The 22,825-nt window shown below is 56.2% G+C and carries 19 protein-coding genes; 9 read left to right on the forward strand and 10 right to left on the reverse strand.

Annotation, left to right across the window (positions count from 1 at the left end; genetic code table 11):
* Positions 1–105 precede the first annotated feature (105 nt).
* Together hemB and GFB49_RS01835 are read left to right on the forward strand one after the other, a co-directional pair.
* Positions 106–1,104, forward strand: coding sequence for a porphobilinogen synthase (gene hemB, locus GFB49_RS01830; RefSeq protein ID WP_153214091.1), 999 nt, complete (start codon positions 106–108; stop codon positions 1,102–1,104).
* Positions 1,105–1,229: 125 nt separating this feature from the next.
* Entirely contained in the window at positions 1,230–1,805 is a 576-nt protein-coding gene (locus GFB49_RS01835) for a lipid-binding SYLF domain-containing protein (RefSeq protein WP_153214092.1), read from the forward strand.
* A 49-nt stretch (positions 1,806–1,854) separates the two neighbouring features.
* Here GFB49_RS01835 and GFB49_RS01840 read toward each other — a convergent pair whose 3' ends face one another.
* Positions 1,855–2,727, reverse strand: coding sequence for an NAD(P)-dependent oxidoreductase (locus GFB49_RS01840; protein ID WP_153214093.1), 873 nt, complete (start codon positions 2,725–2,727; stop codon positions 1,855–1,857).
* 112 nt (positions 2,728–2,839) lie between these two features.
* Between GFB49_RS01840 and GFB49_RS01845 the strand changes: the two genes are divergently transcribed.
* A complete protein-coding gene (locus GFB49_RS01845; protein ID WP_153214094.1) occupies positions 2,840–5,308 on the forward strand; it encodes a penicillin acylase family protein in 2,469 nt (822 codons plus the stop codon).
* A gap of 66 nt (positions 5,309–5,374) precedes the next feature.
* On the opposite strand, the gene hflX is transcribed toward GFB49_RS01845, so the two are convergent.
* The 4 genes from hflX to trkA form a co-directional block, all read right to left on the reverse strand.
* Positions 5,375–6,646, reverse strand: coding sequence for a GTPase HflX (gene hflX, locus GFB49_RS01850; protein WP_153214095.1), 1,272 nt, complete (start codon positions 6,644–6,646; stop codon positions 5,375–5,377).
* A complete protein-coding gene (gene hfq / locus GFB49_RS01855) occupies positions 6,646–6,885 on the reverse strand; it encodes an RNA chaperone Hfq (protein ID WP_008204623.1) in 240 nt (79 codons plus the stop codon). Before hfq ends, hflX begins: the two co-directional genes overlap by 1 nt.
* 132 nt (positions 6,886–7,017) lie before the next feature.
* Positions 7,018–8,550 carry a TrkH family potassium uptake protein gene (locus tag GFB49_RS01860; protein ID WP_153214096.1) on the reverse strand — a complete coding sequence of 511 codons (1,533 nt, stop codon included), beginning with the start codon at positions 8,548–8,550 and terminating at the stop codon, positions 7,018–7,020.
* A gap of 1 nt (position 8,551) precedes the next feature.
* Positions 8,552–9,928: a Trk system potassium transporter TrkA gene (trkA, locus tag GFB49_RS01865; RefSeq protein WP_153214097.1), complete on the reverse strand. Its 1,377-nt coding sequence runs from the start codon at positions 9,926–9,928 to the stop codon at positions 8,552–8,554.
* 109 nt (positions 9,929–10,037) lie between these two features.
* Here trkA and GFB49_RS01870 point away from each other — a divergent pair, with 109 nt between their 5' ends.
* The 3 genes from GFB49_RS01870 (at position 10,038) to GFB49_RS01880 (ending at position 13,264) form a co-directional block, all read left to right on the forward strand.
* Entirely contained in the window at positions 10,038–10,508 is a 471-nt protein-coding gene (locus tag GFB49_RS01870) for a hypothetical protein (protein ID WP_153214535.1), read from the forward strand.
* 96 nt (positions 10,509–10,604) lie between these two features.
* Positions 10,605–10,946 (forward strand): hypothetical protein, encoded by a 342-nt coding sequence (locus GFB49_RS20970; protein ID WP_194269242.1) that lies wholly within the window; start codon positions 10,605–10,607, stop codon positions 10,944–10,946.
* Entirely contained in the window at positions 10,946–13,264 is a 2,319-nt protein-coding gene (locus GFB49_RS01880; protein WP_153214099.1) for a caspase family protein, read from the forward strand. Before GFB49_RS20970 ends, GFB49_RS01880 begins: the two co-directional genes overlap by 1 nt.
* A 2-nt stretch (positions 13,265–13,266) precedes the next feature.
* Here the strand turns inward: GFB49_RS01880 and ntrX are convergent, their stop codons facing one another.
* The 5 genes from ntrX to dusB all read right to left on the reverse strand — a co-directional run bounded on the left by ntrX (position 13,267) and on the right by dusB (position 20,498).
* Positions 13,267–14,679: a nitrogen assimilation response regulator NtrX gene (gene ntrX / locus GFB49_RS01885; RefSeq protein WP_153214100.1), complete on the reverse strand. Its 1,413-nt coding sequence runs from the start codon at positions 14,677–14,679 to the stop codon at positions 13,267–13,269.
* A complete protein-coding gene (locus GFB49_RS01890; protein ID WP_343032437.1) occupies positions 14,676–16,955 on the reverse strand; it encodes a sensor histidine kinase NtrY-like in 2,280 nt (759 codons plus the stop codon). The genes ntrX and GFB49_RS01890 overlap by 4 nt, the downstream gene beginning before the upstream one ends.
* Positions 16,956–17,054: 99 nt before the next feature.
* Complete coding sequence (locus tag GFB49_RS01895) at positions 17,055–18,431, reverse strand: response regulator (RefSeq protein ID WP_153214101.1); 1,377 nt, start codon at positions 18,429–18,431, stop codon at positions 17,055–17,057.
* Between the two features lie 4 nt (positions 18,432–18,435).
* Complete coding sequence (locus GFB49_RS01900; RefSeq protein WP_153214102.1) at positions 18,436–19,515, reverse strand: two-component system sensor histidine kinase NtrB; 1,080 nt, start codon at positions 19,513–19,515, stop codon at positions 18,436–18,438.
* Positions 19,512–20,498 (reverse strand): tRNA dihydrouridine synthase DusB, encoded by a 987-nt coding sequence (gene dusB, locus GFB49_RS01905; protein ID WP_153214103.1) that lies wholly within the window; start codon positions 20,496–20,498, stop codon positions 19,512–19,514. Before dusB ends, GFB49_RS01900 begins: the two co-directional genes overlap by 4 nt.
* A 180-nt stretch (positions 20,499–20,678) precedes the next feature.
* On the opposite strand from dusB, the gene GFB49_RS01910 reads away from it, so the two are divergent.
* From GFB49_RS01910 to GFB49_RS01920, 3 genes are read left to right on the forward strand one after another with little or no spacing between them, the layout of a single operon-like run.
* Positions 20,679–21,833: a bifunctional 2-C-methyl-D-erythritol 4-phosphate cytidylyltransferase/2-C-methyl-D-erythritol 2,4-cyclodiphosphate synthase gene (locus GFB49_RS01910; RefSeq protein ID WP_153214104.1), complete on the forward strand. Its 1,155-nt coding sequence runs from the start codon at positions 20,679–20,681 to the stop codon at positions 21,831–21,833.
* Positions 21,834–21,850: 17 nt separating this feature from the next.
* Positions 21,851–22,351, forward strand: a complete 501-nt coding sequence (locus GFB49_RS01915; RefSeq protein WP_153214105.1) for a phosphatidylglycerophosphatase A family protein — start codon at positions 21,851–21,853, stop codon at positions 22,349–22,351.
* Complete coding sequence (locus GFB49_RS01920) at positions 22,348–22,824, forward strand: CinA family protein (protein WP_153214106.1); 477 nt, start codon at positions 22,348–22,350, stop codon at positions 22,822–22,824. Before GFB49_RS01915 ends, GFB49_RS01920 begins: the two co-directional genes overlap by 4 nt.
* Position 22,825 lies beyond the last annotated feature (1 nt).

Genomic DNA, 22,825 nt, shown 5'->3' on the forward strand with positions numbered 1-22,825 from the left:
TCCAGCGACCAGACACAAGCCTGAGCACCCTGCGGCAACCTGCGCACCTTGTTTTTGTGGGCTTTCCGTGCAAACCAAGGGGAAAGCCACAATAAGAGCCATGTGATGAAACCCACAGTCGCCCCCTTTCCCACTGCCCGTCTCCGCCGAACCCGCGCCACCCAGGCCCTGCGCAATCTGGTGCGTGAGAATACGCTGAGCGTGGATGATCTGATCTGGCCGGTTTTCTTGCGTGACGGAAAAGACGTGATGGAGCCCGTAAGCTCGATGCCAGGCGTAATGCGGCAGTCGTTGGACAATGTGGTAAAATCCGCCAAAGAAGCCCAGGCCCTTGGGATTCCAGCGATTTGCCTCTTCCCTTATACGGATCCCGCGCTCAAGACCGAAGATTGTGCCGAGGCGTGGAACCCCGACAATCTGACCAACCGGGCCATTCGCGAGATCAAGGATGCGGCTCCGGACATCGCAGTTATGACGGATGTGGCGCTGGATCCCTATAATATCAACGGCCACGATGGTTTTGTTGAAAACGGTGAAATCGTGAATGACCGCACCGTTGATGCGCTTGTGAAAATGACCCTGGCGCAGGCCCGGTCGGGTGCGGACATTATTGGCCCTTCGGATATGATGGACGGTCGGATCAAGGGCATGCGCAGCGCGTTGGAAAGCGAAGGCTATGCAAATGTGTCGATTTTGTCTTACTCGGCCAAATACGCCTCGGGCTATTACGGGCCATTCCGCGACGCCGTAGGCGCGTCGGGTGCGTTAAAGGGCGACAAGAAAACATATCAAATGGACCCCGGCAACAGCGACGAAGCGCTGCGACTGGTTGAACGGGATCTGCAAGAAGGCGCGGATATGGTAATGGTGAAACCCGGCATCGCTTACTTGGATATTTGCCACCGCGTAAAAACAACTTTTGGCGTGCCAACCTTTGCCTATCAGGTGTCTGGTGAATACGCGATGATCATGGCCGCCGCCCAAAACGGGTGGATCAACGAAGACCAAGTCATGATGGAAAGCCTTTTGGCCTTCAAGAGAGCAGGTTGCGACGGGATTCTAACCTATTTCGCGCCACGGGTGGCACAGCTGTTGAACAGCTAAGCCGTCCCTTCACAATTGGCAGATTGTTGCTATTTCCAGCGCCCTGCGGATGACAATGGGCAAAGTTGAGCTTATAAATCCTGTTAGAACGGCAAAAAGCCGAGCTTGAAAACAGGACAGGCAAAATGAGCAGTAATCAGAATTCGAAATTCACGCGACGTGGATTTACTTTGGGTGCCATGGCCGGTTTGGGTGTCACCGCCGCCTGTGGCAATGGTGTTGGCACCAGCAATGCCGCCAAAATTGACGCGCGCGTTGACGCAACGCTGGACCAGATGTTCAGCCTGTATCCCAACACACGTGACCTCGCGAACAAGGCGACTGGCCTGTTGGTGATGCCACTGGTGACCGAGGCTGGCTTTGTCTTTGGCGGCGCATTTGGGCGCGGCGCGCTGCGGATCAATGATGTGACGGTTGACTATTATTCCACAGTCAAAGGCAACGCAGGCCTGCAAATCGGCGCACAGCAATATGCACATGTGTTGTTCTTCATGACCCAGGATGCGCTGTCAAACTTCCGCCGATCGTCTGGCTGGGCCGCTGGTGCGGATCTGGAATATGTCATTCAGAACGAAGGCAACGCATTGGCTGCGGATACAAACACGCTGACGTCCCCCATTTTAGCGGCAATTTTTGGTCAGGCCGGATTGCGAATTGGCGCAACCTTGGAAGGCACCAAATACACGCGTATTATCCCCTAAGCCTAACCGCAAACGGGAATGCCCCGGTCTGATGGACCGGGGCAAGCACTTAACCAAGTTTACGCAAGCGTTTGATAAGGCTGGAGGTATCCCAACGCCCCCCGCCCATTTTCTGAACGTCTTTGTAATATTGATCAACCAGTGCGGTGACGGGAAGGCTTGCGCCATTTTCATCCGCTGCATCCAAACAGATGCCCAGATCCTTGCGCATCCAATCCACGGCAAATCCATGCTCAAACTCATCCGCCAGCATGGTTTCATAGCGGTTCGCCATCTGCCAGCTGCCAGCCGCCCCTTGCGAGATCACCTCAACCACGGATTTGCCATCAAGGCCCGATTTTTCAGCAAAATGCAGCGCTTCCGACAGGCCTTGAACAACACCGGCAATGGCAATTTGGTTGCACATCTTGGTCATCTGGCCCGCGCCGCTCTCTCCGATACGGCGGCAGATACGCGCATAGGCTTGCATCACTGGCTCGGCTTTGGCATAGGCATCGCTATCTCCGCCACACATCACCGACAGAACACCATTTTCGGCCCCGGCTTGCCCGCCCGACACGGGCGCGTCCACAAAAGACACGCCAATTTGTTGCGCCGCTTCATAAAGCGCCTGGGTGACTTTGGCCGAGACTGTTGTGTGATCAACAAAAACGCTGTCTGCGGCCATTCCGGCAAAGGCACCGTCGTCGCCCAAACAGACCGAGCGCAGATCATCATCATTGCCCACACAGCTCATGACAAAGGCGGCGCCCTGAACCGCCTCGCGCGGAGTCTTTGCAAAAGTACCGCCATACTCGGCAACCCAGCCTTCTGCCTTTGCGGTTGTGCGATTGTAAACCGTCACCTCATGTCCTGCCTTTTGCAGATGGCCGGCCATCGGATATCCCATCACACCCAGGCCCAGAAACGCTATTTTCGCCATGTGCTTTCCCCTCTAAATAACTTGCCTTATGGTCGCACTGACCCTAGCAGCCCGTCGCGTCAGCGCAAGCAACGCAGCAGTATAAGATTTGAACGTCGAGAAAGATCACCACATGGCGCGATTGATAAATTTTCTTTTGAAAGCAGCTGCCTTTGGCGTTCTGTTGACGCTGGTTGCGGTGATTGCGGTTTACTTTCTCGCCTCTCAATCTCTGCCCACATATGACAAAGAAGTGGCGCTGCCTGGTGTCACTGCTCCGGTTGAGATCGTGCGCGACAATGCCAATGTCCCGCATATCTTTGGCAGCTTTGGGGCCAGTGACGAAGATGTGTATTTTGGGCTGGGATATGCCCATGCGCAAGACCGCTTGTGGCAGATGACCGTGCTGCGGCGCACCGCGCAGGGTCGATTGTCCGAAGTCTTTGGCGCGCGCACTTTGGAAAGCGACAATCTGATGCGCCGTCTCGATATCTACCGGCTTGCACAACAATCCGTCGCGGTTCAATCCGCTGGAACTCAGGCCGCGCTTCGTGCCTATTCTGCGGGCGTAAACGCGCGGTTGCTTGAGATCAATGAACACGCGCTTGGCCGCGGCGCGCCAGAGATGTTCCTGTTTCCGGCCCCTGTTGCGCCCTGGCAACCGGCCGACAGTCTTGCCTTGTTGAAACTTCTGGCTGTTCAGTCATCAACGCAAATGCAGAATGAAATCCTGCGCACCCGCACCTCTTTGGCATTGCAAGACCCCGACAGGCTGCGCGATATTCTGCCGGATGCGCCTGGGAACGGCATCTCCGTGCTGCCGGAATACAGCGATCTTTTTCCCAGTCTAAAACAGTTCTCTAACGCCGCATCCCCTCAACCATCCACATGGCCGCTTCCGGAACGTGGGTTTTCCAGCGCGTCCAATGCGTGGGCCGCAGCGCCAAAACGATCCGCAACGGGTGGCACGCTTCTGGCCAATGATCCGCACAATACGCTCACCGCGCCGTCGGCCTGGTATTTGGCGCGCCTCGAATTGGCCACCGGCGGCGTCATCGGTGCCACCCTTCCCGGCATTCCGGCCGTTCTCTCTGGTCGATCGGATGAACTGGGATGGGGGATCACCGCCTCATATCTGGATGATCAGGATCTCTATATCGAAGAGCTGAACCCAGAAAATACCGAAGAATATAAGACACCCATCGGGTTTGCGAGTTTTCGAACACGGCGTGCGATCATCAACGTCAAAGATGCAACGCCCGTCACCTCCACCCTACGCTGGACCGAAAACGGCCCCGTTTTGCCCGGTGGCATGTTCAACCTGTCCAGCATCACCCCGCCGGGCCATGTGGTCAGCCTTGCCTGGACGGCGCTGACGCCCAAGGATACCTCGATGACCGCTGCAATCGATCTGATGCGCAGTCAGAACGTAAACCAAGCCATCACCGCCGCCGAAGCGTTTGTTGCCCCCTCTTTCAATCTTGTACTGGCGGATCAGACGCAGATTGCAATGAAAACAATCGGGGCGGTTCCGCAACGCTCCAGCCGCCATCAAAGCAAAGGGCGTCTGCCCACCCCCGGTTGGCGGCGCGAAAACCGTTGGCAGGGGCGCGCACCCTATGCCGCGAACCCCATTTTCCGTAATCCCCGCGGTGGGATCCTTGGCAATACCAACAACAAATTGGTCGAGCGTCCGTTCCCGAACCATATTTCCTATGACTGGGGCGATTCCCAGCGCATCCACCGGTGGCAGCGTTTGATGCAGACGCGCGAGGTTCACACCCGCGACAGTTTCATCGAGGCACAACAAGACACCGTTTCTTTTGCGGCGCGGACTCTGTTGCCCTTGATCGGTGCAGATCTATGGTTCACCGGCGAGGCCGCCCCGCAAGGCACCCCCGAGCGCAAGCGCCAGACCGCGCTGAACCTCTTGGCGCAATGGAATGGAGAGATGAACGAGCATTTGCCCGAACCTCTGATCTATGCCGCATGGGTGCGTGCTTTGCAAAACCGCCTGATCGAAGATGACATCGGACCTTTGTCCAATGCATTCGCTCACGTTGACCCCCTGTTCATAGAACGTGTGTTTCGCGACATTGATGGAGCCTCCGCCTGGTGTGACATCCGTCAAAGCGCTCTGATCGAAAGCTGCTCCGACATTTCCCGACTGGCGTTGGATGATGCGATCCTTTGGATTGATGAGACCTATGGCGGGACCCTGGAGTCGCTGCGCTGGGGGGACGCGCATCAGGCCAACCATATTCACGAAGCCATGGGGCGTATCCCGGTCCTTCGGTATTTCGTCAATATTCGTCAGTCCACCAGTGGCGGTGACAACACCTTGCAACGCGGATTAACGTCCGGTCGTGGCTCTGCGCCGTTCACAAATACCCACGCCTCTGGCTACCGCGGCGTTTATGATTTTGCAGATCCCGACGGTTCGGTCTTTGTCACGTCAACCGGTCAATCCGGTCATTTTCTGTCCCGCTACTATGACGATCTATCACAACTGTGGCGGCGCGGCGAATATATTCCCATGTCGTTGGATGAGAACCTCGCGCGCGCGGCCTCGGTTGGGGTCACCCGAATTCTCCCACGATAGCTGCGCGACAAACAAAAGGGGCGGCCTGACACAGGCGCCCCTTTTTAATGGCCAGAAATCTTCCGCTTACAGTTTTTTGAACCGCGCTTTCTGCTTGTCCGTCCACAGAACAGTCAGGGCAAAGCCATTGTCTGTCTGCTCTTCGCTTTGCACAACGTCCTGCTCAAACAGCCAGGCACGTTGTTTGCCTTGCGCAAAAGTCAGATCCAGGTCCTCTTCGAACCGTTTTCCCTGCAACAGCTGTGCGATCGTTTCCAAAAGGTCAGACAGACCTTCACCGGTCAGCGCGGAAATCGCATGAAGCGCATCGTCGCGCGCTGCACGGTCACGCCGGGCGTCCGCTTCTTCTTCGCCCAGCTGGTCCAGCTTGTTCCAAACTTCAATCATGGGCCGGTTTTCATCCACGCCAAGCGAGGACAAGATCGCCTCGACATCTTCTGCTTGGGTTTGGGTTTCCGCATGGCTGATGTCGCGCACATGCAGGATCACATCCGCCGCCAAGACCTCTTCCAATGTCGCGCGGAAAGCCGCGACCAACTCGGTCGGGAGGTCCGAGATGAAGCCTACGGTGTCGGATAAGATCACTTCAGGGCCATCCGGCAACTGCACCCGCCGCATGGTCGGGTCCAAAGTCGCAAAGAGCATGTCTTTGGCCATCACGTCCGCACCGGTCAAGCGATTGAACAACGTGGATTTTCCCGCGTTGGTATATCCCACAAGGGCAACAATTGGATAAGGGATTTTCGCCCGTGCCGCCCGGTGCAGAGTTCGTGTCTTGACAACTTTTTCCAATTGGCGACGCAGACGCACCAATTGTTCGTCAATCGCACGACGGTCCGCTTCGATTTGGGTTTCACCGGGGCCACCCACAAAGCCAAGCCCACCCCGTTGGCGCTCCAAGTGGGTCCAGGCCCGCACCAAACGGGTGCGCTGATAGCTGAGCGCTGCCATTTCAACCTGCAACACACCTTCGCGGGTACGCGCGCGGTCCGAGAAGATTTCAAGGATCAGCCCGGTCCGGTCAAGGATTTTGACCTTCCAAGCCTTCTCCAGATTTCGCTGCTGAACCGGCGACACCGGTCCGTCAATCAGCACCAGCTCCACGTCTTCAGCTTTGAGCCTTTGCGCCAGTTCTTCAATTTTGCCAGACCCGAACAGATATCCGGGCTGCGCTTTGGGCAAACGCACGACATCGTTGCCGATCACATCCAGATCGGGCAACGCAACGGCAAGCGACACAGCCTCTTCCAGCGCCGCCGCTGGTTCACGGCGGGACTGTTCAGATTTGATATCCGGATGCAGCACCCACGCTCGGGTGCGCTTCCTGTCGTGTTCCATCAAGAGGCGTCTTCACCTTCATAAAGGCTGATCGGCTGGGCCGGCATGATCGTCGAAATTGCATGTTTATAAACAAGCTGGGATTGACCATCGCGACGCAGCAGGACGCAAAAGTTATCAAACCAGGTGATCACTCCCTGAAGTTTCACACCGTTGATAAGGAAGATTGTAACAGGAACTTTGGTTTTGCGAACATGGTTCAGGAACGCATCCTGAAGATTCTGTCTGTCCGAAGCCATTTTTATTATCTCGCTTTTTTTCTTGTGCCACGCGCTGCGGACCAACGCGCATGTTTTTTGCTAGTATGAACGCAGAGTAAATAAGTTTCCACCCGAAAAATCCACACTTGCCACATGGTTAAACGTGATCGATCAACTGCGCCAGAGGTTTGGAGACAGAAGTGCGATGAAAGCCAAAGTTTCCAAGCGTCCAAGAACCATAGCAACACATAGGATCAATTTTGCAGGGCTCGACAAAAATTCCAATGCAATCGGCCCACTGCCGGCGATTTCCGTCAATGGACCCGTGGTTGACAGCATTGCAACCGACAGAATCAAAGCGTCCTCAAAACTCGCCCCAACTGCGGACAGCATTGTGCTGATCACCGCCAACGAGAGTGCAAACAGCATAAAAAACACCCATGCCACATAGGCACCGTTGCGCTGCAAACGCTTGGTCATTTTTCCGCCGCCAGAAACAGAGGAAGGATGAACAAGACGTTCCATCTCCCCTAGCCCATTCAAATAAAGCGCATAAACCCGCAAAAGTTTTACGCCGCCTGCCGTAGTGGCCACACCGCCACCAATCATCGCCATGCCCATCAAAATCATCCCAGGTGTTTCAAGCCCTGACCAGGCCTGGGCTGATTGCCATTGCGCGCTTTCAAACCCGGTAGTGCTTAGGAAAGACATCACAGTGAACATCGCCCCCCAAAGGGCTGACAACGCAAGCCAAAATCCGTCTCCTGCGCTGATTTCTAGAGCTGCAAACCAATGGCGTATGAACAGCATCAAGGGTACTGAAATTGCAAGTAAAAGCCCCAAGCGGAATTCGGGGTCACGATCGAGGCGACGGCTTTCCGATCCAAGGGTATCGGACGAGAATGTCAGGCGCGACAGCGAGAAGAACATGAACAAGAACATGATCATCTCGCCGCCCAAGCCGCTGGTGGCATTTTCGACACCTCCGACACCTGAAATTCCAGATGTCGACATTACGGACATGGCATGGATCAAAGCGGGGGTGAACGACCCTCCCGTCGAAAGCAACAACAGCCAAAGTGCCAGTGTTAGACCCACATATATGGGTGCGAGGGCGCGAAAGACGATCACCAATTGCTGGCGGGCCTCGCTCTTTTCCATGTGGGGCGCTGCCACCACACCGCCGGGTTCTCCGCGCGCTGTGACTTCAAACCCGCCCAAGGACAAAGGCGCTAAAACGGCAGATGCGGCAAGCAACATCAAAAAACCACCAAGCCAGGCAACAAGTCCTCGCCATAAGTGAATACTGCTGGGCAAGCGGTCGCCGTCGCCGAAGATGGCTGCTCCGGTCGTCGTGATTGAACTGACCATGTCAAAATATGCGTTCAAAAACCGAGTATTACCCAAAGCATCCGAAACTGGCACCGCAAGGAAAAGAGGCAAAACCACAAAGGTCGCCAGTAACGACAAAAGCTGCCCGGGCATCCCATACTGTGGAACCTTGTTTCCCATAGACAAGCCAATCAAAATAACCAGCATCAGGCCAAGGATACCGGAATAGAAAAAGCTTTGCGACGTTGGGTGATCGTCCAAAATCAGTGCATGAATCGCCGGTATCCACATCGCGAAAGACGCCACGCCCCCAATCAAAAGGAACAGTGGCAACCGCAGAACACTGTGCGTTTTCTGTCGCTTACGAGCCATTTTAAAAGTAGTCGATGGAGACTTGCAGAAGCCGCTCCACCTCAGGGACATCGCTTGAAACCGCAAACAAAGCGATTACGTCGCCTTCCTCGATGCGCAAGTCACCCGCAGGTCGAAGCATTTCGCCGTTTTTCAGGATACCACCAACCAATGCGCCTTCGGGAAAGTCGATTTCCTTGATGGTTTTTCCTGCAATTGGAGACGTTGAGAGAACCTGAGCCTCAATCACTTCTGCTTCTGCATCTCCCAACGAGTAAACCTGCCGAACCCGACCATATCGAATATGTCGCAAAATGGAGCTCACTGTGGTGGCCCGCGGATTGATGTAAGCATCAATCCCGAGATGGGTCGTCAAAGGCACCAAAGTCGGGTCATTGATAAGCGCAATTGCAAACGGACACCCCTGGGCCTTTGCCCGCACGGCCGCCAGAAGATTGGTTTTATCGTCATCTGTAACGGCTAACATTGCGTCAGCCCGTTCAATACCTGCTTCGGTCATGAGCGTCCGGTCCAACCCATCACCGTTTAGCACAATCGTGCGCTCCAGAGCCTCGGCCGCACGCTCCGCCGATTTACGGTTCTTTTCAATCACCTTCACGCGTGTACGCGCTTGGCGCGTTTCCAGGGCTTTCGCGACCTCAAGCCCCACATTGCCACCGCCCACCAGCACAACGCGATCTTGGCGTTGTTCTTTCTTTCCAAAGACTTCAATTGTACGGCTCACGTCGTTTGAATGACAGAACACATAACAACTGTCACCGACAAAAAGCTGATCGCCGGGATTTGGAGCAAACAGGGTACCATCTCGACGCACCCCCACCACAATCGCCCGTAAGGTCGAAAACAGATCTGTCAATTGTCGCAACGGTGTATTGACGATGGGGCAATCCTCATCAACGCGGATCCCCAACAACTGCGCTTCACCTTCCATGAAGGTTTCAATATCAAAGGCCGCAGGTGCAGACAGTCGTAACATAGCCGCGGCAGCGACCTCCCGTTCGGGGCTGATGACCACATCAATGGGCAAATGATCACGACGATACAGGTCTGAATAAATCGCGTGCAAATAGCTCTTGGCCCTCAAACGCGCAATCTTGCGCTGCACGCCAAACACGGAATGCGCCACCTGACAAACGACCATATTGACTTCGTCAGAATGGGTCGCCGCAATTACCATGTCCGCGTCGCGCGCGCCTGCCCGTTCGAGCACATCCGGATATGAAGCAAAGCCCGTAATACCCTGAACATCCAAGGTATCAGTCGCCAAGCGCACAAGTTCGGGATTGTTATCCACGATCGTTACATCGTTGAATTCACCTGACAGTTGCCGCGCAATCTGCCACCCAACCTGACCTGCGCCACAGATGATTACCTTCATGTTTTAAACCCCTTGGCGCAAATTTGCCCTGTTTGAATGACAGAAGCAAATTAGCCGGTCAATGCAATTGTAAACGATCCGGCAATACGTCACTATCTGTGGCATGAGCATGTTCAGATCCGTCGCACTTCTGGGTGTTTTGTCAGGCCTCCTCGTAGGATGTGGCCCGGCTGAGGTTTATTATAAAGACGCAACGAGCTTTGCATCGCTTGAGCAGGACCTTCTTGCCTGCGATGTCCAAGCGCTGAAGGAAGCGCCCGTTGCAAATGAGATCCGCCAGGACCCTCCGATCTTTTATCCCGGTCGCCGCATTTGCAGAGATGGATCCTGTTATCATACCGGTGGCTACTGGCGCGAAGGCCGCATCTACACCGTAGACACCAACGCCGCATTGCGCAGTCGCATCGCCCAAAGCTGCATGCAGCAAAAGAACTATAGCTTGATCGAAGCGCAGCGCTGTCCACCGGGAACGGTGCGGCCGCCAAAAGACGCGCTGCGCCAATTGCTGCCGCCTGGACCTCAAAACTGTGCAATCTCGGTCAAAGGCGGACCCGTCGTCCTGCGCCCCACACCCGAATAAAAAGCGCAAAAGGCACTGAACCGTTGTCAGAAGACTAAGACCGCTCTACCTTATCACAGACAGTTTACCGAGTTTTTTAAGTTGAAAGGTGCAGCCATGCCTGTGCAGGCCAAAACCGTCGTATCGACGATCGCAATTTCCGTGCTAACCCTTGGCCTTGGGGGGTGTATTACGGTGCCTCCAGAAGAGCCCGAGGCTGAAACCACTCCCGAGCCGTCCTATTCGACAAGCGGCACATCACCCACATCGAGTGCCTCAGCGGGCGATCATGGCGACAGAGACAGTAGCGGAAGCGGCTCCGATAGCGGCGGTGGTGATAGCGGTGGCGGCGATAGTGGCGGTGGTGACAGCGGCGGCGGCGACAGCGGTGGCGGCGATAGCGGCGGTGGTGACAGCGGCGGCGGCGGTGGAGATGATGGCGGCGGAAGCTGGGGCTGATGTCGAAACACCGGCAAATCCTTTTGGCTGGCGCAACGCATCTTGCGCCGGTCATCGGCCTATGGCTCACGGCAGGCGCTGCTGCGGCATTGACGCTGGTCGAAGTGCAGGAAAAATCCGCACCCCAAAATGTTGCCGTAGTCATCGGCATACAAGAATACGACCACATCGAAAGCTTGAACAACACACGCCAGGATGCTGAATCTGTTGCGACAATGTTGCGTGAGTTTGGCTACAGTGTGTTTGACGGTTATGACTTGGATAAACGCGGCGTTGAACAATTGTTGCGCGCCGCAGCGCTGAATATTCGCTCCCAGGATCAGCTGTTTTTCTACTACGCAGGTCACGGTGTGCAAATGGGGCGGCGCAACTACCTGCTGACGCGGGATGCAGCCTTGCGGGATATTCATGATCTACCGTTTCAATCGATTACATTGGATCAGGTCTCGGCAATTTTGGGCGGCAAAGCGGCGCAACAAATCCTGATGCTGGATTCCTGCCGTGAGAACCCGGTTCCCACCGCCAAAGTAACAGCGGAACTTGGCGCGGAATTGTACGAGGCGCGCCAAGGCTTTGACGTGTTTCGCCCGCCTCTGAACACGCTTGTGGCCTTTTCGACCTCACCCGGTGATACGGCTCTGGATGGGGAACCTGGCGAAAACAGCCCCTATACGGCCGCCGTTCTGCGCCAGTTTTCGCAAGCCACCTCCGACGATGCCATGTCCGTCCTCTCTCGCATTCGCCAGGATGTGCTGACTGCGACCGAACAACGACAGCTGCCTTGGGAAAGCTCAACACTAACGAACAAAGCGTATGTTCGCCCTATCGCATCCGTCGCCCCAGTAAGCGTGCCACAAACCCAACCAAAGGCCTTGCCGGAACGGTTGTCGATCAATGCGCCTTTGGGCCGCGCTTTGGAACTGGCGTCCGAACTGGAGCCGTACATCGACGGGCAGATCGACGCGACATTGGTCAGCGCGCCCCAAAACGGGCATTCCACTGTAAATGTGGCCTCCGATGGTGCGTTGAGCCTGATTTACCGCCCCAATCTTCAGGATCAAAGCGCGACATTGGGCGCAACTCCGTTAACCGATGAATTCACGATCAGACTGGCACAAGCGGGCACCCCGCAGGATGTCACCGTTGATCTGAAGCTGACGCCCGCGGATTGCGATATGTTGGCGGGGGATCTTCTGGATTTGCAAGGTGTCGGGTTTCATCGCTTCCCGAATGAGATTGACCTGCCCGCCGCTGAACAGGCCTGCATGGCTGCGTCTGAGGCGCAGCCAAAAATTGGCCGTTTTCAATATCAATTGGGCCGCGTGTATCAGGGACAGGGGCGGCTGGAGGACGCGTATAACGCCTTTGATGATGCACAAAAGCTGGGACATATCCGGGCCAACAATGCATTGGCCTACCTTCATATTGCCCCAAACATTGACCGCAATGCTGTGCCCATCCCGATGGACGAAGACCGCGCCACAAGCTATTGGGAACAAGGAATTAAGGCAGGCGACCCCTTCGCGATGCATGCTTTGGGGAAACGTTTGTTGCGTGATGAAGATGTCGTGAAAAAACGGCGTGGATTTGATCTGTTAAGCCGCGCACTGGAATTGGGGCACACCTATTCCATGAACGAATTGGGGGTGTATTACCTTTGGTCCAAAACTGACGCTCAACCGGAACGGGGCCTGTCGTATTTGAACGCCTCTGCGGAACGCGGGGATATCTTTGGCGTTGCCAACCTCGCCTATGCCCATCGTGACGGTCTTGCGGGCCTGACGGCTGATGCCGAACACGCTTATGATCTGTTTGCCCAAGCCAGCGCGGGCGGGCATCCTTTTGCGCCATCCGCGATTGGGCGGCTTATCATGGCCAAAAAACTCGACGGGCAAAGCCCGGCGGATGCCTTGCACTGGTACGACATTGGCCTGACCCGCGGTGATGGTTGGGGCGGCGCCAATGGTGCCTGGATTGCGCTCAACCCATTGTCCGGCAGCATCCCCCGCGCCGAAGGCATCACCCGCGCCGCCAAAGCGCTGGTTCTGTCTAACTCAGGTGCACAAGAAGCCGCTTTGAAACTGATCAAGGCGCAGTCTTCCACCGACATCGATGCGGCCACTCAGTTTATTCTCAAAGGTTTGGGCGCCGATATTCAAGTTGACGGGCAATTTGGTCCAGCCTCCCGCAGAGCTTTCGACCAGATCGCAGAACAGGCTGGCCTCGCAACTGCTGCGCCCTCTGACAAGATCGACCGGCTTCGGGAAGCAGCGCGACTGCACTTCGCGCTGAACCCGGTCCGCCAAGACCTGTTTTAGGATCAGGCCGGGTTTTCCTCGGCCTCTTCCACATGGGCTATCCGCGCGCCCGACTTGTTCGATGTCACCACACCCAGTGATTTCAGCTTGCGGTGAAGAGCCGAACGCTCCATCCCCACAAACGACGCAGTGCGGCTGATATTGCCGCCAAAACGGTTGATCTGTGTCAGAAGATACTCTCGCTCAAACGCTTCACGCGCCTCCCGCAGAGGCAATGTCGCCAGACCACCAGACAAGACAGCACGCCCATCCTGGCCTGCTTTCTCTTCCTCTTGCGGCAACTCCTTGGCATCAATCTTACCGCTGTTTTCCCCCAGGATCAGCACCCGCTCCATCATGTTTTTCAGCTGACGCACATTTCCGGGCCACACCATCGTTTGCAGCAGAGCTTCTGCGTCTTCCGACAGCTCACGCAAAGGAAGACCCTGCGAGGTATTGAAATGTTTGAGGAAATGTTCCGCCAGAACCGGAATATCCTCGCGTCGCTCCGCCAAGGGAGGCACAGCAATCGGCACCACATTCAGACGGTGATACAGCTCTTGCCGGAATCGCTCCTCTGCGATCTCCTGTTCCAAATTGCGGTTGGTCGAAGAAATCACACGTAGATCAACCTCAACCAATTCCGTTCCGCCGACCCGCTGGAACTTCTGGTCGACCAGAACACGCAAGATCTTGGATTGGGTGCCCAGCGGCATATCCGCGACTTCGTCAAAGAACACCACACCGCCATCGGCCTGCTCCAAAAGACCAGGTTCAACCCCGCGTTCATGGGTTTCACGGCCAAACAGCACCGCCTCCATGCGGTTCGGGTCGATATTGGCGCAGTTCACGGTAACAAACGGCGCAGAGGATCGGTTCGAATGGGCGTGAATATACCGGGCGGCGATCTCTTTTCCGCTGCCTGCAGGGCCTGACAACATGACACGCCCGTTGGACTTTGTAACCTTCTCCAACTGTGCAACCAAGGTTCGAAACGCCGAGGATGTGCCGATCATATCGCTGGCCCCGGACTCACGTCGTTTCAGCGTCGAGTTCTCGCGCCGCAGACGTGATGTTTCCATCGCGCGGCGAATAACGACCATCAACTGATCGATATTAAACGGTTTTTCGATAAAGTCATAAGCGCCTTGTTTGATGGCAGCGACCGCAATCTCGATATTGCCATGGCCCGAAATAATGACCACCGGTACCTCTGGCGTGTCGCGCTTGACTGTTTTGAGGATGTCGATGCCATCCATATTGCTGTCTTTGAGCCAGATATCGAGGATCAAGAGGGACGGCAACTCTTCCCCCAACAGCGCCATACACTCGTCCGAGTTTCCGGCCTTTCGCGTCGCAAACCCTTCGTCTTCAAGGATATCCGAGATTAGTTCGCGAATGTCACGTTCGTCATCGACGATCAGAATGTCACTCATGTCAGACCTGTCATTACTATGTTTTTATGCCTCTGCGCAAAATCCATGGCAAGCGGCAAACGAATAACGGCCATGGCGCCAAAATGGGTATGTCCTTCAAACACCGGCGCGTCCTCAAGGTTGAGCGTGCCACCGTGTTCTTCGATGATTTTTTTAACAATCGGAAGCCCCAGCCCAGTGCCTTCATCACGGGTGGTGACATAGGGTTCAAAAAGCCGGGCCCGGTCTTCCGGCAACCCGATCCCATTGTCGGCAATGGTCACTTCCAAGGTTTCTTCGTCCTGATGCAGCCGCACACGAATTTCCGGCTTCATCGTCTTACCTAATTCTGTTTTTTGAGCGGTTTCAATAGCTTCACCCGCATTTTTGATCAAGTTCGTAAACGCTTGTCCGATCATGGTCGCATCCAGATCCGCCATCAAAGGCTCCGCTGGAATGTCCGGTCGGATTTTAAGGTCTGGCTGCCCCGCCTGCTGCAATAATACAGCCCCACGTAGCAATTCGCCCAGGTCTTCGGGGCGCCGTTTTGGTTCCGGCATGCGTGCAAACTTGGAAAACTCATCAACAATGCGCCGCAGATCATTGGTCTGGCGCACAATAACATCCGTCATACTTTGCAGAACATCACTATTCTCTTCTCCCAGTTTGGGAGCAAACTTTCGTTTGATCCGTTCCGCGCTCAATTGAATAGGCGTCAGCGGGTTCTTGATCTCATGCGCGATCCGGCGGGCTACATCCCCCCAGGCCGCCATACGCTGGGCACTGACAAGATCAGTAACATCATCAAAGGCCACAACATAGCCTTCCAAATCACCATCATCCGATTTCCGCGGTGACATCCGCACCAACAGGTTCTCAAGCCGACCCTGACGGGTCACTTTGATTTCCTCCTGCAGCACATCTGCAGTTCCATCGACCAATTGGCCAAACAGGGGACCAAATTCAGGAACCGCCACCGCAATCGCCACGGATTTTTGATTGTCTTGCCAGCCCAGCAAGCGTTCGGCGGAGCGATTCACAAATGTAATGCGCCCCTCAGAATCCAATCCAACGACTCCCGACGTGACCGAGGAGAGCACGGAATCAAACAGCCTGCGCCGGGTTTCAATCTGACGCGTATTGGACAACAGTTCTTCGCGCTGTTCTTTAAGGCGGCCAGTCATCTGGTTGAAATATTGGCCCAATTGGGCGATCTCATCGCCGCCATCTTCGGCCAGAACCTTGGCATCCAAATCGCCCGCGCCAACGCGTTGGGCGGCCACGGTCAGACGTCCGACAGGACGAGACAGACGCTCTGCAAACCACATCCCCAACCACATAGCCGCCAGAACGAGGATCAGAACAAACCCCAGATACAGCAGCCCAAATTCAAACAGAACACGGCCTCGGTCACTTTCCAGCTGATGATACAGATCTGCGGTTTTCTGCGTTTCATCCAAAAGGTTCAGCAGATCCCCTTCTACATCGCGGCTGACGTATAAAAACCGGTCAACAAAATTACCAAGCGGAACCAGGGCGCGCAGCTCGCTGTTGTCCCAATCTTCAATGATCAGCAACCGCTGAGCTTCGGCCGCGTTGATCTCTGCTGCACTCGGGCGCTCAAAGTCAAATTCATACGACCGCTCGCCCCGGACCCGAATGCTGCCTGAACCATCAATGATATAAGCCTCACGCAGCCCGCGCTGCACCAGGGACTGACCTTGCGCCAGAACCTCACGCAATTCCGCATCGCTGATAAAGAAGCTGCGTTGGCGGCTGTTTTCCACAAACCGGGCCAAAGCAGCCGCATCATTGGTCAGGTCAGAGCGTTGCACCTCATGATAGGCCTGCGCCGCTGACAAGGAACTGCCAACCGCATCCCGGACGCGATTGGAAAACCATCCTTCCATACCCACGTTTACAGACAAAACCGCAAAAACGGCGACGATGATCGCAGGCACCAGCGCCAAAAACGCAAAGGTTCCTGTCAAACGTAGGTGCAACCGCGAGCCGGCCGATTTGGACCGGCGCGCCGCGCGCAAACGGACGATCTGGGTTAACACCAGAACCGCAATCGTCAGGATGTAAATAAGGTCCGCAAGCAAGACCAAACGCAATGACGGCGAAGCAGAGCCCAACCCCAGGGGACCGATGATCAGATAGGTCAATACCACAAGGATAGGTCCCAGAAGGACCAGGCCAAACGTGGTTAAATTCCGCGTACGTCGCAGTTTGCGCCACCTGTCCAGGGCGACAAACACGCTATACGCCGAACGAAGTTGTGACCGATACGCCACTGCTCGCCCTCATTCAAATGTGAGCCATTCTGGCCCAACCGCCATATCTTGTAGGCGCGTCTACGTTGCTCCGGTGCGCGCCCTTGTGATGTGGCGATATTACATCAGTTTGCGGCGGCGTGTCACCTCTATATCGAGATCAGTGATTTTTTTACGAAGTGTATTTCGGTTGATTCCCAAAAGTTCCGCACATCGGGCCTGATTTCCGCCGGTTGCGGCCAGGGTAATCTCGATCATCGGGGTCTCAACCTCGCGCAGAATACGCGCATAAAGGCCTGGAGGCGGCAACATGTCCCCGTGCAGGTCGAAATAACGCTGCAAATGACGTGCAACCGAATCTGCCAGTTTCTCATTCGGAACCGCACCGCCGCCGCCGGCAACGGGTTCCGCCGAGGTCTGCGGCCCCAATGCGTTGGCGACATCCGTCTTGGAGATCTCTTCGCCACGCGCGGTCAAGGCCAGGGAGCGGACGACATTTTCCAACTGGCGCACATTACCCGGCCAGGAGAAATGACGCAGCAACTCCCCCGCTTCCTCATCCAAGGTGCGATGCGGCGCGCCATCCGCCTCTGCGCGAGCCAAAAAGTGATTGGCCAGCAAGACAATATCCTCAACCCGTTCGCGCAGCGCAGGCACATGCAATTCTGTGCCAGAAATACGGTAATAGAGGTCCTGGCGCAGGCTTCCACGTTCCAGCATTTCATTCACGTTGCGCTGGCAGGTCGCCATAAACCGCGGAGCATGTTCACCCGGGTTATCAATCATCCGCACCAGACGCGCCTGAACCTCATCCGGAAGATCGGCAACCTCGTCCACCAAAATGGTCCCACCTTTGGCCTGCGTCAAAAGGCGCGACGGGCCATCGATGGCGGTCATCATGCTGGGGCTCGCGGTCACAAAGGGCAGCGTACGCCGATCCGAGAAGTCATGAATAGCGCGCGCAATCAGCGACTTACCGGTACCGCTTTCGCCGGTCACCAACAGCGGCATATCCGAATTCATGACCCGCGCAATCAACCGATACAGCGCCTGCATTACCTCGGTCCGGCCAACCAATGGCAACTCTTCGGGACGGTCATCGGATTCGATTTGGATCGCCGTTGGTGCAGAACGCTTTTCCGTCAACGCCTTTGCGGTACGCTTCATCAGCTCTGGCAAATCAAAGGGCTTTGGCAAGTAATCATAGGCGTCTGCTTCCGCCGCCTTGATCGCCGTCATAATCGTATTTTGCGCCGAGATCACAATCACGGGCAGGCCAGGGCGATCTTCTGAGATTTTTGGCAACATTTCCAGGCCATTGCCGTCGGGCATCATCACGTCCGAGATCACAACGTCGCCTTTGCCCTCGCCAACCCAACGCATCAACGTGGTCAAAGACGAGGTGGCGTGCACCTTGCACCCGGCGCGCGTCAACGCCTGGGTCAGAACCGTGCGGATCGTACGATCGTCGTCAGCAACAAGTACAGTTCCATCCATCGGCTTACTCCTTGATTTTGCGTCCGCGCGGCTCGCGCGGCAGCGACAGTCTGAATTTGGTTTCACCAGGCTCGGAATGGACAGAGATCCAGCCGTTATGGTCGGCCACGATCTTGCTCACCAAGGCGAGGCCAAGGCCCGTCCCGTTTTCTTTTCCCGAAACAAAGGGGTCGAAAATGTCATCCTTGATCTGCGGCGGCAGACCTGGACCGTTGTCGATAATTTCGATCTGCAACGGCAAGGCACCGCCCTGCCCGTCCCGGCGTCGAAGATTAAAAGAATGCTCATAAAACGTCCGAATACGAATGACGCCACCATCCCGCCCGCAGGCCTCTGATGCGTTTTTCAGAAGGTTCAGCACCACTTGCAGCAACTGATCCCCGTCCCCCCATGCGGGCGGCAACGACGGGTCATATTCTTCGACAATTGTCATATGCGCCCCAAACCCAAGGATTGCAGATCGTCTGGCTCGATCCAGAATATCGTGCACATTCACAGGTTTAAACGCGGGTTCTGTCAGGTTTCCAAACTGCTCGACTTGTTCCAGCAGTTTCACGATCCGACGACTTTCGCTGACGATCAGCTCGGTCAGCTCCAGATCTTCGGGGTTGAGGTTCATGCTCAGCAGCTGCGCGGCACCGGTGATGCCCGCCAAAGGGTTTTTGATCTCATGCGCCAGCATTTCGGCCATGCCTATCGCAGATTGCGCCGCAGATTTGGCAGATTGGTTGCGCGTCAAACGCCCAGCCAGCTCGCGCGGCGACAGCATCAAAAGCATGGTGCCAACGCTGCCCTGCAATGGCGCCACCTGCACACCACATTGCAACGGAGAGCGGTTGCGGGTTCCAACATCCAGATCATTGACAAAAAGCGTTGTGTTATTCTCTCTGGCGCGCTGAAACGCCTCCTCGATCGGCGCATCAACTGCCAAAAGCTGCCAGATCTTTTTGCCTTCCAGAACCTTTTGCGATGCGTTCATAAAGCCTTCGGCGGCGGAATTCACCTCGACCACGCAATCCTCGGAATCCACCAGGAAACTGGGGACAGGAATGGAGGACCAAACAGATGCATCTGTGGGACTCATGCGGCCTGCTCCTCTGGGCGGGTGCTGAGCGCGTCTGGCAAAAGACGCAAAACCTCTTGGGGATCGCGCGCCGTCAGAACGCGTTTACGCAACACAGCGCCCGTTCCAACCGTGTCCATATACCAGCCAAGGTGTTTTCGTGCGACGCGCACGCCAAGATCCACCCCATAGAATTCCAACATCGCGTCATAATGGCCGCAGACAAGATCGCACAGCGCCTGCCCTTCTGGAATATCCGGCGCATCGCTGCCCCAGATCGCATGGGCCACCTCAGCCAAGACCCAAGGACGCCCCTGGCTGCCCCGGCCGATCATGACCCCATCCGCTCCGGATTTTGCCAAAGCCTCTCCAGCGGTTGCAGCATCAACGATATCGCCATTGGCAATCACTGGGATGGTCACCGATTCTTTGATCGCTCGGATCGCAGCCCAGTCTGCTGAACCTTTGTAAAATTGGCACCGGGTCCGCCCGTGGATCGTCACCATCTGAATGCCCGCGTCCTCAGCCCGGCGCGCCACATCCGCAGCGTTCAGGGTTTTGCCGTCCCAACCCAGCCGTGTCTTGAGCGTCACCGGAACCGGCGATGCTTCCACCACCGCCTCAATCAGCCGCAACGCGTGATCCGGTGTCTTCAACAAGGCCGACCCAGACAGGCCATTTGTCACCTTTTTTGCGGGGCAGCCCATATTAATATCGATCAAACGCGCCCCGCTGTCAGCCACACGACGGGTGGCCTCGGCCATCCAAAAGGCGTCGCGGCCTGCAATTTGGACACTTGTGTTTTCAACATCCGCGCTCAATTCAGCGCGCTCGCGAACGCCGGGCTTTGCCTGAACCATTTCTTGGCTGGCGACCATTTCGCTCACCATCAGGCCAACCCCAAAGGAGCGGACCAGATCGCGAAACGGGCGATCCGTGATTCCAGCCATCGGCGCGAGCGCGATTGGCGGGGCAAGTGACGTGGTTCCGATGTCGAATGACAACTGCGTAATCCTTGTGCAATTGGGGCTAAAATAGCCGAAGCTCCCGCTATGCCACAATGAAAGGCAGTTTAAAAACGCTTAGCAAAACGGCTACCGCTTATTTTTTAATCATTTTCACCTGGGTCATTGCCTCCTCCTGCGCCACCTCATAAACAACAGCGACTTGCGACGGAGTATAAAATGACCATTGCTGCACTTATTGTTGCTGCGGGAACGGGCGCCCGCGCAGGCGGTGGATTGGCAAAACAATGGCGCCCTTTGTGCGGACAGCTGGTGATCGACTGGTCCATCGCGGCATTTCGCAACGCAGGTGTGTCCACGATCTATGTGGTTCTTAACCCGGATGATCCCACCGGATGGCAGCATTTCGCAAACGATGCGGCTGTTCATCTGGTTGCTGGAGCCAAAACGCGCAGCGGCTCGGTGCGCAACGGTTTGCAGGCACTATCCGCGCACGCGCCAAGCAAGGTTCTGATCCACGATGGCGCGCGCCCCTGCCTTTCACCCAAGTTGATCGCCGACATTACAGCAGCGCTTGAGCATTCCGTCGCTGCTGCCCCGGCTGTGCCAGTTACGGATGCTTTGTGGCGCGGGTCCAATGGGCAGGTCACTGGAACCCAGGACCGGAGCAACCTTTTTGCAGCCCAAACACCCCAAGGCTTTGCCTTTGAAACCATCCTGGCGGCGCATGATACGCACAGCGACACAGCCGCGGATGATGTAGAAGTGGCACGCGCCGCAGGTCACAACGTCCACATCGTCGCTGGGGACACCGACAACATCAAAATCACCCAGCCTGAGGATTTTGCCCGCGCTGAGCGGATCTTGGGCTCGCAGCAGGAGAAAAGCGCCATGGATATCAGATTGGGCAATGGCTATGACGTGCACCGGTTTGGTGACGGCGATCATGTGGTGCTCTGCGGGGTAAAGATCCCACATGATCGCGGCCTGCAGGGACATTCCGATGCGGATGTGGGCATGCATGCGGTGACCGATGCGCTGTATGGCGCACTGGCCCGCGGTGACATCGGACAGCATTTCCCCCCGTCTGACCCCCAATGGAAAGGCGCGGCATCGGATATCTTTCTGCGCCATGCGGCAGAGCTTGCGCGTGAAATGGGGTTCCAGATTAGCAATGTAGATTGCACTCTTGTCTGCGAATACCCAAAAGTCGGCCCGCATGCTTTGCAAATGCGCCAAGTGATGGCCGAAATTCTTGGGATGGATATTGATCGCGTCTCGATCAAGGCCACCACCTCTGAACGTCTGGGCTTTACCGGACGCAAAGAAGGGATTGCGGCTATCGCCACTGCAACCCTGATCAAACACAGTTAAACCCAAAGGATCCGCCCATGCGCCGCACCGCCACCTGGATTGCCACCCTCGCAGGCACCGGTTACTTGCGCCCCGCTCCTGGCACCTGGGGATCTGCGGTCTCTTTGCCCCTTGCCTATGGTCTGTTCCAGCTTGGCGGTTTCCCCTTGGTCGCTTTCAGCACCTGCGCGGCCTGTGCAATCGGATGGTGGGCCACGGCCGAAGCAACCCGGGGCGCTGCGGACCACGATCCATCCGAGATTGTGATTGATGAACTTGCGGGCCAGTGGATTGCGCTTTTGCCGCTGCTATATGCGGCTTGGGCGCATGACATACCCGCGCTTGCACTCTATCCGGGCTGGATCAGCGCGTTTGTTCTGTTCCGACTGTTTGACATCACCAAACCGGGCCCGATCGGATGGGCAGATCGGCGCGGCAATGCGCTGGGTGTCATGTTGGATGACATAATCGCGGGTATCTTTGCAGGCATCGGCACCATGATCCTGGCTGGGATCGCACATGGAGTTCTGGGATTATGACCACCGACCTCACCGCTTTGATCACTGCCGCGCGCGAAGCAGACGTGGTGATCGCAACCGCCGAAAGCTGCACCTCAGGCATGATTGCCGCGGCTCTGACCGAAGTTCCCGGCAGCTCAGCCGTCTTGGATCGCGGGTTCGTCACCTATTCAAACGCCGCCAAAATGGAGATGCTGGGCGTCCAAAGCGCGACCCTGGACCGGGTCGGCGCAGTCAGCGAAGAGGTCGCACAGGAAATGGCCGAGGGCGCCTTGCAGCATTCAAACGCCAATCTGGCGGTATCGGTCACGGGAATTGCAGGCCCCGGCGGGTCAGAGTTCAAGCCCGAAGGCCGTGTCTGTTTTGGCCTGGCTCAACGCGGCACTGACACCCAGACCAAGACCATCGATTTTGGCGCGCTCGGGCGGCAAAACGTGCGCGCTGCCACGAGGGACGAAGCGCTCGCTTTGCTTTTCAACGCCATATCCCGGTGAC

Source organism: Tritonibacter litoralis, assembly GCF_009496005.1.
GTDB lineage: Bacteria > Pseudomonadota > Alphaproteobacteria > Rhodobacterales > Rhodobacteraceae > Epibacterium > Epibacterium litoralis.

Bases quoted from the DNA above. Each gene is read 5' to 3' on its own strand.
- GFB49_RS01880 (WP_153214099.1), top strand. From the start codon at position 10,946: ATGTCGAAACACCGGCAAATCCTTTTGGCTGGCGCAACGCATCTTGCG.
- GFB49_RS01840 (WP_153214093.1), bottom strand. From the start codon at position 2,727: ATGGCGAAAATAGCGTTTCTGGGCCTGGGTGTGATGGGATATCCGATG.
- hemB (WP_153214091.1), top strand. From the start codon at position 106: ATGAAACCCACAGTCGCCCCCTTTCCCACTGCCCGTCTCCGCCGAACC.
- GFB49_RS01915 (WP_153214105.1), top strand. From the start codon at position 21,851: ATGCGCCGCACCGCCACCTGGATTGCCACCCTCGCAGGCACCGGTTAC.
- ntrX (WP_153214100.1), bottom strand. From the start codon at position 14,679: ATGAGTGACATTCTGATCGTCGATGACGAACGTGACATTCGCGAACTA.
- GFB49_RS01900 (WP_153214102.1), bottom strand. From the start codon at position 19,515: ATGAGTCCCACAGATGCATCTGTTTGGTCCTCCATTCCTGTCCCCAGT.
- GFB49_RS20970 (WP_194269242.1), top strand. From the start codon at position 10,605: ATGCCTGTGCAGGCCAAAACCGTCGTATCGACGATCGCAATTTCCGTG.
- trkA (WP_153214097.1), bottom strand. From the start codon at position 9,928: ATGAAGGTAATCATCTGTGGCGCAGGTCAGGTTGGGTGGCAGATTGCG.
- GFB49_RS01860 (WP_153214096.1), bottom strand. From the start codon at position 8,550: ATGGCTCGTAAGCGACAGAAAACGCACAGTGTTCTGCGGTTGCCACTG.
- GFB49_RS01910 (WP_153214104.1), top strand. From the start codon at position 20,679: ATGACCATTGCTGCACTTATTGTTGCTGCGGGAACGGGCGCCCGCGCA.
- GFB49_RS01895 (WP_153214101.1), bottom strand. From the start codon at position 18,431: ATGGATGGAACTGTACTTGTTGCTGACGACGATCGTACGATCCGCACG.
- GFB49_RS01920 (WP_153214106.1), top strand. From the start codon at position 22,348: ATGACCACCGACCTCACCGCTTTGATCACTGCCGCGCGCGAAGCAGAC.
- GFB49_RS01835 (WP_153214092.1), top strand. From the start codon at position 1,230: ATGAGCAGTAATCAGAATTCGAAATTCACGCGACGTGGATTTACTTTG.
- GFB49_RS01870 (WP_153214535.1), top strand. From the start codon at position 10,038: ATGTTCAGATCCGTCGCACTTCTGGGTGTTTTGTCAGGCCTCCTCGTA.
- hfq (WP_008204623.1), bottom strand. From the start codon at position 6,885: ATGGCTTCGGACAGACAGAATCTTCAGGATGCGTTCCTGAACCATGTT.
- GFB49_RS01845 (WP_153214094.1), top strand. From the start codon at position 2,840: ATGGCGCGATTGATAAATTTTCTTTTGAAAGCAGCTGCCTTTGGCGTT.
- hflX (WP_153214095.1), bottom strand. From the start codon at position 6,646: ATGGAACACGACAGGAAGCGCACCCGAGCGTGGGTGCTGCATCCGGAT.